Annotated in this window: 17 protein-coding genes; 3 read left to right on the top strand and 14 right to left on the bottom strand. The window is 63.7% G+C overall.

What is annotated here, in order from left to right:
* From QM801_RS01110 to QM801_RS01090, 5 genes are read right to left on the bottom strand one after another with little or no spacing between them, the layout of a single operon-like run.
* Positions 1 to 915 (bottom strand): branched-chain amino acid ABC transporter permease, encoded by a 915-nt coding sequence (locus QM801_RS01110; RefSeq protein WP_415017369.1) that lies wholly within the window; start codon positions 913 to 915, stop codon positions 1 to 3.
* Between the two features lies 1 nt (position 916).
* A complete protein-coding gene (locus tag QM801_RS01105; RefSeq protein WP_415017368.1) occupies positions 917 to 1,639 on the bottom strand; it encodes an ABC transporter ATP-binding protein in 723 nt (240 codons plus the stop codon).
* Complete coding sequence (locus QM801_RS01100) at positions 1,636 to 2,379, bottom strand: ABC transporter ATP-binding protein (protein ID WP_415017367.1); 744 nt, start codon at positions 2,377 to 2,379, stop codon at positions 1,636 to 1,638. The genes QM801_RS01105 and QM801_RS01100 overlap by 4 nt, the downstream gene beginning before the upstream one ends.
* A 10-nt stretch (positions 2,380 to 2,389) precedes the next feature.
* Complete coding sequence (locus QM801_RS01095; protein WP_415017366.1) at positions 2,390 to 4,468, bottom strand: hydantoinase/oxoprolinase family protein; 2,079 nt, start codon at positions 4,466 to 4,468, stop codon at positions 2,390 to 2,392.
* 14 nt (positions 4,469 to 4,482) lie between these two features.
* Positions 4,483 to 6,249 (bottom strand): hydantoinase B/oxoprolinase family protein, encoded by a 1,767-nt coding sequence (locus QM801_RS01090; protein WP_415017365.1) that lies wholly within the window; start codon positions 6,247 to 6,249, stop codon positions 4,483 to 4,485.
* 254 nt (positions 6,250 to 6,503) lie between these two features.
* Between QM801_RS01090 and QM801_RS01085 the strand changes: the two genes are divergently transcribed.
* Positions 6,504 to 7,481 carry a helix-turn-helix domain-containing protein gene (locus tag QM801_RS01085; protein WP_415017364.1) on the top strand — a complete coding sequence of 326 codons (978 nt, stop codon included), beginning with the start codon at positions 6,504 to 6,506 and terminating at the stop codon, positions 7,479 to 7,481.
* Here QM801_RS01085 and QM801_RS01080 read toward each other — a convergent pair.
* From QM801_RS01080 to QM801_RS01055, 6 genes are read right to left on the bottom strand one after another with little or no spacing between them, the layout of a single operon-like run.
* Positions 7,478 to 8,041 (bottom strand): biotin transporter BioY, encoded by a 564-nt coding sequence (locus tag QM801_RS01080; protein ID WP_415017363.1) that lies wholly within the window; start codon positions 8,039 to 8,041, stop codon positions 7,478 to 7,480. The genes QM801_RS01085 and QM801_RS01080 overlap by 4 nt on opposite strands.
* Positions 8,042 to 8,051: 10 nt before the next feature.
* Positions 8,052 to 9,020, bottom strand: coding sequence for a biotin-dependent carboxyltransferase family protein (locus QM801_RS01075; protein WP_415017362.1), 969 nt, complete (start codon positions 9,018 to 9,020; stop codon positions 8,052 to 8,054).
* Positions 9,010 to 9,885 carry a 5-oxoprolinase subunit B family protein gene (locus tag QM801_RS01070; protein ID WP_415017361.1) on the bottom strand — a complete coding sequence of 292 codons (876 nt, stop codon included), beginning with the start codon at positions 9,883 to 9,885 and terminating at the stop codon, positions 9,010 to 9,012. Before QM801_RS01070 ends, QM801_RS01075 begins: the two co-directional genes overlap by 11 nt.
* Positions 9,886 to 9,901: 16 nt before the next feature.
* Positions 9,902 to 11,269, bottom strand: coding sequence for an acetyl-CoA carboxylase biotin carboxylase subunit (locus tag QM801_RS01065; RefSeq protein ID WP_415017360.1), 1,368 nt, complete (start codon positions 11,267 to 11,269; stop codon positions 9,902 to 9,904).
* Positions 11,270 to 11,274: 5 nt separating this feature from the next.
* On the bottom strand, positions 11,275 to 11,511 hold the full coding sequence (locus QM801_RS01060; protein ID WP_415017359.1) for an acetyl-CoA carboxylase: 237 nt from the start codon (positions 11,509 to 11,511) through the stop codon (positions 11,275 to 11,277).
* Between the two features lie 16 nt (positions 11,512 to 11,527).
* Positions 11,528 to 12,253: a LamB/YcsF family protein gene (locus tag QM801_RS01055; protein ID WP_415017358.1), complete on the bottom strand. Its 726-nt coding sequence runs from the start codon at positions 12,251 to 12,253 to the stop codon at positions 11,528 to 11,530.
* 123 nt (positions 12,254 to 12,376) lie between these two features.
* On the opposite strand from QM801_RS01055, the gene QM801_RS01050 reads away from it, so the two are divergent.
* Positions 12,377 to 13,285 carry a LysR family transcriptional regulator gene (locus QM801_RS01050; protein ID WP_415017357.1) on the top strand — a complete coding sequence of 303 codons (909 nt, stop codon included), beginning with the start codon at positions 12,377 to 12,379 and terminating at the stop codon, positions 13,283 to 13,285.
* A gap of 3 nt (positions 13,286 to 13,288) precedes the next feature.
* Here the strand turns inward: QM801_RS01050 and QM801_RS01045 are convergent, their stop codons facing one another.
* Positions 13,289 to 13,591 (bottom strand): cupin domain-containing protein, encoded by a 303-nt coding sequence (locus tag QM801_RS01045; RefSeq protein ID WP_415017356.1) that lies wholly within the window; start codon positions 13,589 to 13,591, stop codon positions 13,289 to 13,291.
* 142 nt (positions 13,592 to 13,733) lie between these two features.
* Here QM801_RS01045 and QM801_RS01040 point away from each other — a divergent pair, with 142 nt between their 5' ends.
* Positions 13,734 to 13,928 carry a DUF2892 domain-containing protein gene (locus QM801_RS01040; protein ID WP_415017355.1) on the top strand — a complete coding sequence of 65 codons (195 nt, stop codon included), beginning with the start codon at positions 13,734 to 13,736 and terminating at the stop codon, positions 13,926 to 13,928.
* Between the two features lie 4 nt (positions 13,929 to 13,932).
* Here the strand turns inward: QM801_RS01040 and QM801_RS01035 are convergent, their stop codons facing one another.
* Positions 13,933 to 15,585 (bottom strand): ABC transporter ATP-binding protein, encoded by a 1,653-nt coding sequence (locus tag QM801_RS01035; protein WP_415017354.1) that lies wholly within the window; start codon positions 15,583 to 15,585, stop codon positions 13,933 to 13,935.
* Positions 15,585 to 16,529 carry an acetamidase/formamidase family protein gene (locus QM801_RS01030; protein WP_415017353.1) on the bottom strand — a complete coding sequence of 315 codons (945 nt, stop codon included), beginning with the start codon at positions 16,527 to 16,529 and terminating at the stop codon, positions 15,585 to 15,587. Before QM801_RS01030 ends, QM801_RS01035 begins: the two co-directional genes overlap by 1 nt.
* Positions 16,530 to 16,576 lie beyond the last annotated feature (47 nt).

Genomic DNA, 16,576 nt, shown 5'->3' with positions numbered 1-16,576 from the left:
TCAGACCCTCTGCTTCGCCGACTTGGAGGTGAAGAGGCCATTGGGCCGCCAGATCAGCATCACAATCACGGCGCCATAAACGAAGGCATCGCGGAAGGGGCGTGCGTCAGGGGGCAGATAAGCCTGCATGAGGGAGGAAAGTCCACCGATCAGGAAGCCGGCAAAAACGGCACCGGGCAGGCTGCCCAGGCCGCCCACCACCGTGGCGACGAAGGCGACCAGCATGAGGTTGGCACCCATCTGGATGTCGGCGGTGCCCGACTGCGTCGCGAGGATCAGGCCCACTGCCGCCGCAAGCATGCCCGACAGGGCAAAAGCCAGCATGATCACGGTGTTGGCGCGGATTCCCAACATGCGCGCCATGGTGAAGTTCTCGGCCGCCGCGCGCATCTCGAGGCCATAGCGGGTGTATTTGAGGAAGAGCACGAGGCAGAGGAGAATGACCAGCGTGACCACGATGGTGATCACCTGCAGCAGCGGAATGCGCGCCCCGAAGATTTCGAGCGGCAGGCTCACCGCCGACCACAGGTCGATGGACTTGGGCCGGCTCGAATAGAGCATCAGCAGGAAATACTTGATGACGAAGCCCAGCGCGAAGGAGGCGATCATCATCGTCGCGGGATTGGCATTGCGAAAACGGCGGAAGACGAGGATTTCCGACAGCACCGAAACACCAGCTCCCAGCAGCAGGATGATCGGGATCAGGATCCAGGCCGGCAGGTTGCCGAGGAAGACGATGGCCGCCGCATCGATCGATGGCCACAGCATGGCGAAGACGCAGAAGGCGATGTAGTCGCCATGGGCGAAGTTGACGAGCCGCATCACGCCGAAGATGAGGGCGATGCCGAGCGCCCCCAGGGCATAGAGGCTGCCGAGGCTCAACGCATCGAAGAAGACCTGCAGGAGTGCCGTCATCTCAATGCTCCTCGATTCCGAAATAGGCATTGCGGAGCGCATCGCTCTTGGCCAGTTCGCGGGCGTCGCCCTCGAGTGCCACTTCACCGGAACGCAGCAGGATCATGCGCCCGCCCGTCATCATGGCGCGGGTGGCGCTCTGCTCGACGATGAGAAGGGTGAGGCCGCGGGTGTCGCGGAGCTTGAGCAGCGCCACGTAAACGTCATCGATCACCTTGGGGGCAAGGCCGAGCGAGGGCTCGTCGATGGCGATGAGGCGGGGTGCCGCCATGAGGGCACGGCCGATCACCAGCATCTGTTGCTGTCCACCGGAGAGAAGCCCCGCGGGCTTGTCCTTGCGGTCGCGGAGAATGGGGAAGATCGTGTAGATCTGCTCGAGGTCGCGTTCGGCGGCATCCTTGTCGGCCCGCATGCCGACGCCGAGCCGGAGATTTTCCTCGATGGTGAGCGCACCGAAGACATGGCGGCCCTCGGGCACCATGGAGAAGCCCTTGCGGGCGATCACTTCCGGCGCCTTGCCGCCGATGGCATGGCCATCCAGCATGATTTCGCCCTGGCGCGGCGTCACCACGCCGGCAATCGCCTTGAGGAGCGTCGACTTGCCCGCGCCATTGGGGCCCGTGATGAACAGCGTCTCGCCTTCCGATATGGCGAAAGAGGCATCCCGCAGAGCTTTGAGCCGGCCGTAGTTGACGCTGACATGGTCGACGCTGAGCAGGCTCACAGGATATCCCCCTCTGCATCGGCTTGTGTTCCCATATAGGCATGGCGAACGCGCTCGCTGGCCTTGATGGCGGCAGGCGGCCCGTCCTCGATCACTTCGCCGGAATCGAGCACGTGGATATGGCTGCAGATCGAGAGCACGAGTCCGATGTTGTGCTCGATCAGCAGCACGCCGCAGCCCACCTCCGAGGCGATGCGGCGGATGAGCTTCACGAGATCGGCCGCTTCCTCGGCGGACATGCCGGCGGCGGGCTCATCCAGCAGGATGTATTTCGGCTCCAGCATCAGGGCACGCCCGATGGCGACACGGCGCTCGTCCGTATAGGGCAGGCCCCCGGCGGTGCGCTCGGCCAGCGACGAGATGCCGATCCAGTCCAGCATCGCCTCGGCCTTCTCCGCCGCCTCGCGCCGCGACAGGCCGAGACCGACACCCGTCACCTCCAGATTGTCGAGCACGGAGAGCTCGGCGAAGAGGCGCCCGGACTGGAAGGTGCGGGCAATGCCACGGCGTCGCATGAGATGGGGCTTGAGGTGGCCCACGTCTTCATCATCGAGCAGAACCTGCCCCGTGTCCGGCTGCTGAAAGCCCGTCAACACGTTGACAAAGGTTGTCTTGCCCGCGCCGTTCGGGCCGATGAGCCCGATCACCTCTCCGCGCGGCACGGACAGGGTGACGTTCGACAGCGCCTTCAAGCCATCGAACGAGACCGAAACCTGCTTTGCGGAGAGTGCGTTTGCCATGAACCTCCTGCTATCGCTTCTTGCGCGTGATGACGTAGGAGCCGCTGGCGTCGAGCTTCGCGGTCCAGCCCGGTTCGATGACGATGGTGGTCGTCACCTCCTCGATGATGGCGGGACCGGCAACACTCGCACCTGCCCCCAGGCGCGCGCCGTCGTAGATCGCCGTACGCGAGGCCTTGCCCGAAGCATCGAAGATCGCCTTGCGGTAGCCCTTGACGGCCTTCGCCGCGGTGCCGCCCGCCTTCAGCTTCGGCGCCTTGGGCTTGTCGATCCGGCCATAGAGGGTGGATTCGATGTTCACCACTTCAACCGCGTTGTGGCGCTCGGCGTAGGTGTAGAGCTCCTCATGGCGGCGGTGGAAGGCATCCTTCACCTTGTCGATGGTCTTGGCGTTGATCGGGAAGGTGCCGATGTCGACGGTGCATTCGTGGACCTGGCCCACGTAGCGCATGTCGAGGCTGCGCTTGATCTCGATCTGGCCCTTCTTGAATCCATCCTTCTCGAGATGCGCCACGCCCTGCTTTTCGATCGAGGTGTAAAGCTCGTCGATGCGGGAATAGGCCTTGTCATTATCGAGGCGGAGCGGTGCGGTGGCCATGTAGTTGTACTTCACGTCCGAGATGATCTGGCCGAAGGCGCAAAGACCGGAGGCAAGCTTGGGCAGGATGATGGTGTCGATCCCCATCTCGCGGGCGAGCGCGCAGATGTGCGCGGCGGTAGCACCGCCTGCCCCCACCAGCACGAAGTCGCGCGGATCATAGCCACGCTCCACCGAGACGCGGCGGATGCCGTTCACCATGTTGTTGTTGACGATGGTGTACATGCCATAGGCCGCGCGCTCGACCGAGATGCCGAGCGGATCGGCAACCTTCTTTACCGCGTCGCGGGCCTTGCCGAGATCGAGCGGCAGCTTGCCGCCGAGCAGGCCATCGGGATTGAGATAGCCGAGCACGAGGTTGGCATCCGACGTGGTGGGCTCCGTGCCGCCCTGCCCATAGCAGGCGGGGCCCGGCTCCGAACCTGCCGACTGCGGTCCCACCTGGATGATGCCGAGCGAGTCGATCCAACCGATGGAGCCACCGCCTGCCCCCAGTGTCTCGACCTGAATCATAGGCACGCCAATGCGATAGCGCAGGAAGTCGATGTTCTTGTTGAGGTTGGTCTGGCCGTCTTTGGTGAGCGTGATGTCGAAGGACGTGCCGCCCATGTCGACGGTGATCACGTTCTTCTTCTTGAACGGCGCCGAGACATAGAGACCCGCCTGCGGGGCGGACGCCGGGCCCGAATTGATGGCATAGACCGAGCGGTCGGTCATTGCCTGGCCGATGGCGAGGCCACCATTGGACTGGAAGTAACGCACGGGCTGCTTGGCGCCGAGCGAGCGGAAGTAGGCGTCGACCGCCGTCACATAACGCCGCATGACCGGCGCCAGATAGGCGTTCACCACTGCCGTCGAGGTGCGGGTGTATTCGCGCACCTGCGGATAGAGTTCCGAGCCCACCGTGAGAATGACGTTGGGCAGCATCTCGCGGACAATCTCCGCGGCGCGGCGCTCATGCGCCGTATTGAGCACCGACCAGACGAACGAGATGGCAACGGTCTCCACCCCTTCCTTCCGGAACAGCTCGCAGGCGGCGCGCACGTCCTGCTCCTCCATGACGGTGCGCACCGAACCGTCCGAAAGCACGCGCTCGCGCACGCCCTTCCGCAGGTAGCGCGGCACCAGCATGGTGGCCGCCGGATATTCCGGATCGTAGCGGTAGCCGTCTTCCTTGTGGCCGTTCCTGATCTCGATCGAATCCTCGTGGCCCGCCGTGCAGATGAGACCGGTCTTGCCGCCGCGATGGGTGATGAGAGCGTTGAGGCCCACGGTCGTGCCGTTGATGCAGAGGTCACACTCGGCCACGATCTCGGAGGCAGGCAGGCCGAGATCATCGGCGATGAGCTTGAGGCCGTTCTCGATGGCCTTGGTGGGATCAGACGGCGTGGAGAGCGCCTTGAAGAGCTTCACGTCGCCCGTCTTCTTGTTGGCGATCACGAAATCGGTGAAGGTGCCGCCGGCGTCGATGCCAAGACGAAACTGGTTCATGGTTCCGCCCTCCCTCAAGCCGCCGCACGCAGCGCCTTGGTGGCGCTCATGTCGACATCAAGTGTTTCGGGGTCGGTGATCACCACGCCATAGTCTTCGCGCGCGCCCCTGAGCGAGACGAGACCGTTCTTCACATCCCACAGCACCTTCTCGATGGGCCGCTCATAGGGATTGCCGTATCCCCCTCCTCCGGGGTTCATGTTGGTGACGGTTTCGCCGGGCTTGATCGTCTCCATGATGTTGGTGCGGACGACGTTGGTCTTGCCGCCCTTCTTCAGTTCGACGCGGCCGACCTTGGAGTCGATGTCGTGTGACTTGGCGCCCGCAGCGCCCATGGCGGGAATGCGGCGCCCTTCTCCGAAGCCGATGCAGAGCATATCCTTGTCGAGAGGCTCCACCTCCCAGGCCGTGCCGGAGCCGCCGCGGAACTTGCCGGCACCGCCCGAGTCCGTCATCAGGGCGTAGCGGTGAATGATGATCGGATAGGAGTATTCAAGCAGTTCCACGTCACCCGAGGTGAGTGCGCCGAAGCAGCATTCCGGGCCGACCGCATGCCAGCCGTCCTGCTGCGGCGTGGCACCGCCACCCGAGATGATGGTGGCGAGCACCATGGTCACGAACTCCTCGTTCGTGCGCGAGTCCCAGCCCGCCACGTTGAGGCCGTTGGCATGCCCCCACGAGGCGGCCACCTTCGATGGCATGGCCTTCTCGAATGCGAGACGCACGGCATCCGTCAATGTCTCCATCGGCGTCGTCGTGCAGTTCATATGGGGTGCGGGCTCCTGCGCGTTGCAGATCGTGCCCTTCGGCCCGAAGTCCACGCTCACGCAGCGGTAAAGGCCCTCGTTGTAGGGCGGCGGCAGGGCCGCGAACATCATCAGCCCGAGATAGACGCCCGAATGCGAGTTTCCCTCGTAGGAATTGATGAAGTAGGGAATCTGCGGCGGCGACGAGATGGCGATGTGGCAGGTGTCCTTCTTGATCGTCACCGTGGCCTTGATCTCGAAGTCGCCGAAGCCATGGCCTGCGTCTTCCAGGAGGGCGACACCCTCGTAGGTACCGTCGGGCACCGTCGCGATCAGGGTGCGCATGTGCTTGTCGGCCATGTCGAGCAGTTCGCCGATGCAGGCATCGACGGTCGCGGAACCGTATTTCTCGATCATGGCAAGGAGATTGCGCTCACCCACCTGGCAGGCGCCGATCAGGGCGTTGAAGTCACCTTCCTGGTCGCGCCGCGCCCGCATGTTGGTGAGGATCATGTTGATCACGTCATTGCGGGGCTTGCCGCGGTCCCAGATCTTCACCGGCGGAATGCGCAGGCACTCCGCGTAGATTTCCTTGGCATTGGGATTGTAGCCCGCGGGCACCGGGCCGCCGATGTCGGTGAGGTGGCCCTTGCACACCGTCCAGTAGACCAGCTTCCCCTTGTGGAAGACCGGCTTGTACATGCAGGTGTCGATGGCGTGGCTGCCGCCGAAGACCGGATCGTTGTGGAGGATGAGGTCGCCTTCGTGAATGTCGTCGCCGAAGAACTTCGCCACCGCCTTCATGGCGGGAATGAGCGAGCCCAGGTGGATCGGAATGTCCTGCCCCTGCAGGATCATCTCCGGCTTGGCATTGAAGAGCGCGGTCGAATAGTCGTGCGCGAGGTTGAACACCGAGGAGCGCGCCGTCTTTTCCAGCGACAGCGTCATCTCGCGCTGGGTGGTTTCCAGAACGCCGCGGACCACGGAAAGAGTGATCGGATCGACCTTTGTTTTCGCTTTGGATTTTGCCTTCATGATGTCCTCGCTTGCTGCTGGCATGACGGGACATGGACGGGCGAACGGCCACGCCGTGGCCGCTTGACCTCCCCCAGTCCGGCAACTTGCGTGCCAGTTAAGGAGAGGAGGCTACGGGCGGCGGGACGGCCGGGTCTTTGCTGGCGGTGAACAGGCATTTGACGCGGGGTGCACTGGAAGATGCAGCGGGCGGGCTTGCCGTTGCGCAGGGGTTGCAGACACACTATCGTTTCCGGAACGCGGGAGAGCCTGCCATGAAGACGCTGATCACGACGGCGGAGACACAGCCCAGGGAGAGGAGCCGGCATTGGCACGAAGCCATCGCCGCCACCTATTTCCCGCTCGACCTCACCTTCCGCGAGCCCGACCGCTTCTCCGGCGAAGTGACGATCTGGGACCTCGGCAACAACGTCTCGCTCTCGCGCCTCACCTCGGAAGCGCTGCGCTACCAGCGCCTGCCCCAGCATTTCCGCGCCGAACGCGACGAACATTTCCTCGTCACCGTTCCGGCGCAGTCCGAAATCTTCTTCTCCCAGTGCGGCAAGGATGTGCGCTGCAATCCCGGCGGCTTCATTCTCGAGCGCAGCCACGAGCCCTACGAGTTCAGCCATGGCGAGGCCGCCGACCTCTGGGTGCTGAAGGTGGAGGCCAAGGCACTGGGCGGCCGCATCCGCCAGCCCGACCGCTTCTGCTCGCTGCAGTTCAATGCGGCGGAAGGCGCGGGCGGCCTTTTCGCCGACATGCTGCACCTCATCCCGCCGCGCTTCGATGCCATGTCGGCCGAGACGCGGAACACCGTGGGCCTGCAACTCGTCGATCTTCTGGTGCTGGCCCTGCGTGCTGACGAACGCACGCTCACCAGCGGCACATCGAGCGTGCGTGTCGCGCATCTCACCCGCATCGAAAGCTTCGTCCGCCGCAATCTCGGCAATACCGAGCTCTCGCCCGAAGCCATCGCGCGCGGCTGCGGCATGTCCACCCGCTATCTCCACGAACTGTTCCGCGACACCAACCAGACCGTCGGAAGCTGGGTGCGCGACCAACGCCTCGAGGCCTGCCGCGAAGCATTGTCCGACCCCGCCAACACCATGACGGTGGCAGAGATTGCCTACCGCTGGGGGTTCAGCGATCAGGCGCAGTTCTCGCGGAACTTCAAGGCCCATTTCGGACTCTCGCCTAAGGATTACAGGGCCCAGACGCGGGGCAAGCCCGCGCCCGGGGAATTGATCTAGTCGCGGCGCGCGGCCGTCCAGCCCGCCGCCAGAAGCGCAGTCGCCAGCGCTGCCTTCAGCGCCTCCGCCGGAATGAAGGGCAGAAGACCCCCGGCAATGGATTTCTCCAGACCGATGAAGCCCGTGAGCCAGAGGATGCCCGGTGCGAAGATGAGGATTTCACCCAGCAGCATGAGCGCGATCACCTGCACCGGCGTGCGGCCGAAGCCCTTGTCGGTGATGACACCCATCACCACTGCGGCCAGCAGGAAGCCGAGGAGATAGCCGCCCGTCGGCCCCGCCATGTAGGCAAGCCCTGCGCCCGTGGCGAAGACGGGCAGACCGACAGCACCTGCCGCAAGGAACGACAGCAGTGTCGTGCCGGCAAGACGCGCGCCGTAGCTGGCGCCGATCAGCAGTACCACCGCCGTCTGCAGCGTCATGGGCACCGGCCAGAACGGCACCTGGATCTTCGATGAGAGCGCAAGCGCCAGCACGCCGATGGCGACGAGAGCCGCCTTCGCGGCGAGGCTGTCCCGGGCGGGTTGCCAGAGGGAAGAAGCAAGTGTGGAAGAAGCCATGTCCATGTCCTCAGAGACTGTTGCGGATCTTGTCGATGAGTTTCGCCCGGTCCTTGCGGGCCTTCAGCGCCTGCGCCACCGTCACTTCCACGAAGCGCGCCTGGCTGTGCGGCTGAAGCTGCCCGATCAGGTCCATGTCGGCGGAGATCACGGTTCCCACCATGAAGTAGCCGCCGCCCGAGACGGCATCGCGGTGAAGCACGATGGGCTCGGTTCCACCCGGCACCTGGATGGAGCCATAGGGGTAGCAGGCATCGACGATGTTGGAGGGATCGGAGCCTGCGCCGAAGGGCTGCTCGCGCGGCACGAACTCCAGCGCCTTGCCGCCACGGAAGCGGTAGCCGATGCGGTCTGCTTCGGGCGCCACCTTCCAGGTGTCCTCGAAGAAGTGCTTGCCCGCCTCTGCCGTGATGCGGTGCCAGTAGAGGCCCGGCACCATGCGCAGTTCGGCAGGCGCGCCAGGCCCGCGCCGCAGCTTTTCGGGAATGGTGCGGCCTTCCTTGGCGCCCCTGCCCTTGCCGGTGGGCAGCTTGTCGCCTGCTTCCAGCTTGCGACCCTTGAAGCCGCCAAGCGCGCCCAGCGTGTAGGTCGAGCGTGAGCCCAGCACCACCGGCACATCGATACCGCCGGAGATGGCGATATAGGCGCGCGCGCCCTTCTTCAGGAAATCGAAGCTCAGCGTCTGGCCCTTCTTCACCTTGAAGGAGGTCCACAAGGGCTTCGCTTCGCCGTCCACCTTGGGCGGCAACTCGGCACCCGTGACGGCAACCGTTGCGTCCTCAGTGAACTTCAATTCAGGGCCCATGAACACGGCTTCGAGGACAGCGGCATCTTCCTTGTTGCCCACGAGCAGGTTGGCGCAGCGCAGCGCAAGGCGGTCCATGCCACCCGAGAGCGGAATGCCGATGTGATAGTAGCCAGGACGGCCCAGATCCTGCACCGTGGTCGACAGACCGGGCTTGACGACATTAACGGCCATTGAGCGCCCCCATCAGCTTGGCATTGTAGCCATCCATGTCCTTCTTGAATTCATCGAGCGAGAAGGACACGTCCCGCATCTTCGGCATGAACTTGCCCTTGTCGACGGCAGAGACCGTCTCGTCGTACTCAGCGCGGTCAATCGGCTTCCACTTCACGATGTCTCCCGGCTTGAACAGGCACATGAAGTCGCGGAGGTACTTGATCTTCTGGTTGGGGTCGTAGATCGGCATCGGCGTGATGCCGAACATCTGGTAGCCGCCGGCGCCGCGCACCGAATAGATGCAGCCGAAGCAGCCGCCGTGGCCCACCGTCAGCTTGGGCGTGTCGGTGCGCGGGCGGAGATACTTGGGCGACTGGATCTGCCGCTGCTTGTCCACCATCTGGTAGAGGAACGGCAGGCCCGCGACGAAGCCCACCATGGAGACGAACCACGGCGCGCCGGAGTGGGCCTTGATGAAGCCGTCGACGCCATCGAGATTATTGATCCGCGCCGTGTATTCGATATCGGTCGACTTCGGGTCCTGGTGGCGCTCGCGGAAGCGCATCAGCGTCTCGTGGGTCCAGGGATCGTTGTAGAGCACCGGGATCTCGATGATGCGGGTCTTGAGCGTGTGCTTGCCCTTCGAAGCATCCTTCTCGATCGCCTTCAGTTCCTTCAGCATGTCATTGGGCTTGATGACATCCGGATTGAACTTGATCTGGAACGAGGCGTTCGCCGGGCAGATTTCCGTGACACCCTTGATCTTCGCCTTCTTCACCGCATTGGTGACGGAGAGCGACTTGAAGAAGGCTTCGAGGGACATTGCTTCGTCGCATTCAACGAAGATGTGCTCGTCACCGCCAAATGAGTACCTGCTTTTCATGTCCGGCCCGCCTCCTTCATTGGGTCAACCGATGGGCATTCTGTTCCAGCCACGGCTCCAGCCAGCGTGTGTGCACATCGCTTGCAATCACCTGCGGATCGGTGGCGAGAATCTGGTGAAGTGGTTTCGTTGTCGCGAGGCCCTTGACCTCGAGCTCCTCGAGCGCGCGGGCCATGCGCGCAATCGCGCCCTCGCGGGTGTCGTCCCAGACAATGAGCTTGCCCAGGAGCGAGTCATAGAACGGCGGCACCGTGTAGCCCGCATACAGCATGGTATCGAAGCGCGTGCCGGGACCGCCCGGCACCTTCAGGCTTTCGACCGTGCCGGGTGCCGGCATGAAGTTCTTCGCCGGGTCTTCCGCATTGATTCGGACCTCGATGGCGTGGCCACGCCGGGTCACATCAGCCTGGCTGAAGCGCAAGGGCTCGCCGGCGCAGACGCGGATCATCTCGCGGACGAGATCGATGCCGGTGATCATCTCCGTCACCGGATGCTCCACCTGGATGCGGGTGTTCATTTCGATGAAGTAGAAGGACTGCGAGGCATCGTCGTAGAGATATTCGAGCGTGCCCGCGCCGCGGTACTTCGTGTTGGCAGCAAGCGCCACCGCAGAGGTGCACAGCGCCTGCCTCACGCTTTCGGGCAGCACGGCCGACGGCGCCTCTTCCCAGACCTTCTGGCGGCGGCGCTGCAGCGAGCATTCCCGCTCGAAGCAGTGGATAGCGCGTTCGCCATCGGCGAGAATCTGCACTTCGATGTGGCGGGCCTTCTCGATCACCTTTTCGAGATAGAGCCCACCATCACCGAATGCTGCCTTTGCTTCGGCACTCGCCTGCGGCATCAATGTCTCGAATTCTTCCATCGAATGCGCAATGCGGATGCCTCTGCCGCCGCCCCCGGCCGCAGCCTTGATCATCACCGGAAAGCCGATGGACTGGGCCACGCAGCGCGCTTCGTCCGGGTCGTCGATGCGCCCTTGCGATCCCGGCACACAGGGAACACCCGCCTTCATGGCGGCAACACGGGCCGCCACCTTGTCACCCATGGTGCGGATGGCATCGCCCGAAGGACCGATGAAGGCCAGACCCGCCGCCGCGACGGCATCGGCAAAGGTGGCGTTCTCGGCGAGGAAACCATAGCCGGGGTGGACGGCGTCGGCGCCTGTCGCCCTGGCGGCATTCAGGATGGCTTCGATATTGAGGTAGGACTTCGCCGCATGGGGCGGGCCGATGTTCACGGCTTCGTCGGCCATGCGCACGGCGAGCGAATCCGCATCCGCCACGCTGTGCACCTGCACTGTCTTCAGCCCAAGCTCCCGCGCAGCCCGGATGATGCGGACCGCGATTTCGCCCCGGTTGGCGACGAGGAGCTTCTTGATTTTCATTGCGTTCAACCAACCTCCGCCAGGGGCTGGCCCGCCATCACGGGCTCCTCGTTGTCGGCGATGAACTTGACGATTTTGCCCGCCACCTCCGCCTTCACCTCGGTGAAGGACTTCATCACCTCGATGAGGCCGATCACGTCGCCCACCGCCACCGTGTCACCCTCGTTCTTGTAGGCCGGCTTGTCCGGCGCGGGGCGGCGGTAGAAGGTGCCCGGAAGGGGAGAAAGGAGTTGCTTGCTCATGGGTGGCTCCAGATGATCAGGATTTGCGGAAGGGCTTGATGGCTTCGCGCACTGCGAAGGCGATATCGACGGCGTTGGGCGTATCGGAATGCACACAGATGGTGGCAGCACCCACGGTGGCATCCTTGCCGCCCACGGTCTTCACCTTGCTTTCCTTGATGGCGCGAACGCACTTCGCCGCCGCCTCGGCCGGGTCCTTGGCGTCGTGCTCGCGGGTGATGATGAGACCACCCTCGTCGTTGTAGTCGAGGTCGGCATAGAATTCCGGAACGAAGGTGTGGCCGCGCGCCGTGTAGACCTTCTGGTGGTTGGTGTTGACCATGCCGAAGAGCGGCACCTTGAAGATGTCGGCCACGTCGCAAACCGCGTGCGCCACGTCTTCCATCCGCGCCGCCATGCCATAGAGCGAGCCATGCGGCTTGATGTGGCTGAGGCTCATGCCCTCGGCATCAAGGAAACCCTTGAGCGCACCCACCTGGTAAATCAGGCAATTGGCGAGTTCTTCCCGGCCGATCTTCATCTCGCGGCGTCCGAAGCCCTGCAGGTCCGGCAGCGAGGGATGCGCGCCAACTTTCACGCCATGTTGCTTGGCCAGCCGCACCGTTTTCCGCATGTGATTGAAATCAGAGGCATGGAAGCCGCAGGCAACATTGGCTTCGTCGATCAGGGGCATCAGGCCCTCGTCGTCGCCCATCTTGTACAAGCCGAAGGCTTCGCCCATGTCGCAGTTGATCGCTGCCATGCGTTTCTTCCCTGTTTGTACGGCTGACTTGACGCCCGCCCGTGTCATTTTTTTTCAGATTGTGACGGGGGCCGGATATTGTAAAATACGAAAAATTGCTAACGAGTATCGGAAAAACAGATAATGCCGCTTTCGCTGAAACAGATCCGCTATTTCATCGCCACGGCGGATGCAGGCCAGGTGAGCCAGGCGGCGATCGAGGTCAACGTCTCGCAATCGGCGATCACCGCTGCGGTGAAGCAGCTGGAGGAAGATCTCGGCGTCACCTTGTTCCGGCGGCACAATTCGGGCGTGTCATTGACCGCCGAGGGTACGCGCTTCCTGCAGCATGCCCGCAACATCATGGCGGCGGTGAACAGCGCCGAGAACGCCCCGCTCACCGAGGAAAAAGCCATCACCGGCACGGTGAAGGTGGGTGTTTCCTACACCGTCGCCGGCTACTTCCTGCCGCGCCACTACGCCCGCTTCAAGCGCAGCTTCCCGCGCGTCAAGGTCGACATCTACGAACTGCCGCGCAATGCCATCGAGGGCGGCCTGAAGGACGGCTCGCTCGACCTCGCCGTGATGCTGGTCTCCAACATGGCCGACCGCAACCACCTCGCCTACGAGACGCTGTTCCGCTCCCGCCGCCGCCTCTGGCTTCCGGTGGAGCATCCGCTCCTGCAAGCGGAAGTGATCACCCTCGAGGACGTGATGCCGCTCCCTTACATCATGCTGACCGTCGACGAGGCCAGCAAGACGGCCCAGCGCTATTGGCAGCCCACGGGGCTGAAGCCCAACATCGTCTTCAATACCTCGTCGGTGGAGGCGGTGCGCAGCATGGTGGCGGACGGGATCGGCGTCACCATTCTCTCGGACATGGTCTATCGCGCCTGGTCACTGGAAGGGCAGCGCATCGAACTCCGGAATATCGCCGCCGACATTCCGACGATGGACGTGGGCCTCGCCTGGAACCGCAAGCGCGTCCAGTCCGACGCCACCAAGACCCTGCATGAATTCTTCAGCCTGTCGTTCGGCGGCGCTTCCGGATAAACCTCACTTCATCTCCACTTCGATGAAGGCGCATTCGAAGTCGTTGCCGTTGATGACGTCGTGCTCCACGCCCACATTGCGGAAATAGGGAACACCGTTCTTGAGCGGCGCCACGGTGCGCTTGCCGCCCCCGAGATCGATCTCGAGCTGTCCGTCAAACATTGGTACCACCACATAGTCATAGGCATGGCGGTGCCAGCCGGTGTTGTCGCCCTTCTTCCTGAAGCGCCATTCGGTGACACGCACGCGCTCGTTGTCGATGAAGACGGTGGGAATGGCATTTCCGGCCTTGGCGCTGTCACACATGATCATTCTCCTCGCGCCAAACGAAGCCCAGCGCCCAAACTCTGTCAATGATCCAGCCTCCGGACCAGTTGTGTGACCAGGTCACAGACAGGGCCGCCCGCCGTGGCTTAAGGAAGCATCATCACAAAGAAGGAGGGTCATCATGAAGACCAATGAAGGATCAATCGACCGTGCCCTGCGCATCATCGTGGGAATTGGCGTTCTCTCGCTCGCGTTTATCGGGCCGCAAACGCCCTGGGGCTATATCGGCATCGTGCCGATCCTCACAGGCCTGATCGGCTGGTGCCCGGCCTACACGCTGCTCGGCATCAACACCTGCGCGGTCAAGAAGGCCTGAACGCTCATCCCGCCACGGCCGGAACCGGCACGGCGTCCATGAGGGCGCGGGTGTAGTCGTTTGACGGGTTCTCGAAGAGCTTTCGCCTGCTTCCCATTTCCACGATTCGGCCCGCCTTCATGACGGCGACGTGGTGGGACATGTATTCCACCACGGCCATGTCGTGGGAGATGAAGAGATAGGACAGGCCGAGCTGTTCCTGCAGTTCGAGCAGCAGGTCCAGAACCCGCGCCCGCACCGAAACGTCGAGCGCCGCCACGCTTTCATCGGCCACGATCAGCTTCGGATTGAGCGCCAGCGCCCGCGCGATGCAGATGCGCTGCCGCTGACCTCCGGAAAATTCGTGCGGGTAGCGGGCCGCCGCATCAGCCGGAAGGCCCACGCGCTGCAACAGATCAGCGACGCGCGACGTCCGCTCTCCCTCGGTACCCAAGCCATGGATCAGCAGAGGCTCGGCAATGGCCTCTCCCACCGCCATGCGGGGATCAAGCGAGGCATAAGGGTCCTGGAAGATCATCTGGGCGGAGCGGCGCACCGGCCGCATCTCGGTTGCGGAGAGCCCGGCGATCTCCTGCCCGCCGATCTTCACGCTGCCGGAGAAGGGCACGAGACCGAGCACGGCCTTGCCCGTCGTCGACTTGCCGGAGCCGCTTTCGCCCACGAGCCCCAGCGTTTCACCGGGGCGGATCGAAAAGCTCACGCCCTGCACGGTGGCCGCAACCTCGCGCCGCCGGAACCAGGATTGCGATGCCCCATAGGTGACGCTCAGGTCCTTCACCTCCAGCACAAGCGCGGCGGAGGCCGCGACGGGCGAGGACGCAGATGAGACCTTCGGCGGGCCATCGGTGCCGCTCCGTGACCCCAGCGCCAGAACCGAGGCCAGAAGACTTTTGGTATAGGCCTCCTTCGGCGCGTTGAAGATGCGCGCCACCCGATCTTCCTCCACGCAGCGGCCCTGCTGCATGATGAGCACCCGGTCGGCCATCTCAGCGACGACGCCCATGTCGTGGGTGATGAGGATGATGGAGGTGCCGAATTCCTGCTTCAGCTCCTTCATCAGCTTGAGGATCTGCGCCTGCACCGTGACATCGAGCGCTGTCGTCGGCTCGTCTGCGATCATCACCTTGGGACGGCAGGAGAGCGCCATGGCGATCATCACCCGCTGGCGCATGCCGCCCGAGAGCTCGTGCGGATATTGCGTGAGCCGCCGCGCCGGTTCGGTCATGTGAACCGCATCAAGCATGCGGAGCGCCACCGCATCGGCGGAACCGCCCTCGCCGCCGCCATGCTCGCGAATGGCTTCGGTCAATTGCGCGCCCACCGTCATGACCGGATTGAGCGAGGTCATCGGCTCCTGGAAGATCATGGCGATCTCGCCGCCCCTGATCTTGCGCATTTCGCTGTTGGGCAGCCCGACGAGTTCACGGCCCGAAAGGCGGATCGAACCTTGCGAGACACGAAGCGAGGCCTTGGGCAGCAACCCCATGATGGCAAGGGACGTCACCGACTTGCCCGAGCCCGATTCACCGGCAAGGCACAGGGTCTCCCCGGCTGCGACGCTGAATCCCACCTGCTGAAGCACGGGCTTCAGGCCGGTGGGCGTCCGCGCGTCGACACACAGGTTCGAGACGGCAAGGATCGGCGGCGTGTCCTTCATCAGGTGAAGACGATCCGCGGGAAGTAGAAGGACACCACCCAGCTCGGCATGTCGACGATTTCGCTGATGCGGAGATCGCCGCAGACCGAGCAGAGCATGTAGGCATCGACCGGATTGAGGCCATGTTCCGCGGAAAGCAGGTCGATCATCCGCGCCACGGCTTCCTTGGCGCCCGTCATGAGATCGGGGCCGATCCCTGTCGTCACCTCATAGCCTTCGGCATCGAGGTGGCGTGTGACGGGGCCCGTGGTGGTGAAGCGCGGCGAGGCGAGGTTGGCGCCCTTCACCAGATCGATGGTGGCTTCCACATCCATGCGGCTTTCGATGGCCGTGCCGCAGACTTCGCCATCACCTTGCGCGGCGTGAGTATCGCCGATCGAGAACAGCGCGCCGTCCACTTCGACCGGCAGATAGAGCGTGACGCCAGCGGTCAGGTCGCGGATGTCGAGATTGCCGCCCACCCGCCGCGGCGGCACCACGGAATGAAGGCCCGGTTCGGCGGGAGCAACACCGATCGTTCCGGCGAAGGGCTTGAGCGGCACGCGGCCCTTGGGGCCGTAGAGGGCGGGCGCCATGCTGCTGGCGTCATATGTCCAGACGTGCAGCGCGGGGTCCTTGAACTGGTCGGCGAGCAGGCCGAAACCCGGAATGTTGGCTGTCCAGCCGTGGCCCGAGGGAATGAACTTGCGCAGCGTGACCTTGAGCGCATCGCCGGGCTTTGCGCCCTCGACATAGACGGGTCCGGTCACGGGGTTGATCTTGCCGAAATCGAGCGCGGCGATGGAGGCCACCGTGGCATCGGCGCCCAGTTGACCGCCGGAGGAATCCTGGCACTCGAAATGGATCGTTTCACCCGGCTTGGCGATGATCTGCGGCTTGAAGGAATTGTCCCAGCCGAAGTGATGCTTGGCGCGGTGAATGGTGTGATTGCAGGCAACGCACATGCGTGTGAACTCCGAAAGAGGCGAGAGCCCCGCAGTGACGCGGGGCT

This window comes from Aestuariivirga sp., from assembly GCF_047600585.1.
Lineage (GTDB): Bacteria > Pseudomonadota > Alphaproteobacteria > Rhizobiales > Aestuariivirgaceae > Aestuariivirga.
Note: the sequence above shows the minus strand (reverse complement) of the source record. Positions and strands in the feature narration are given on the sequence as shown.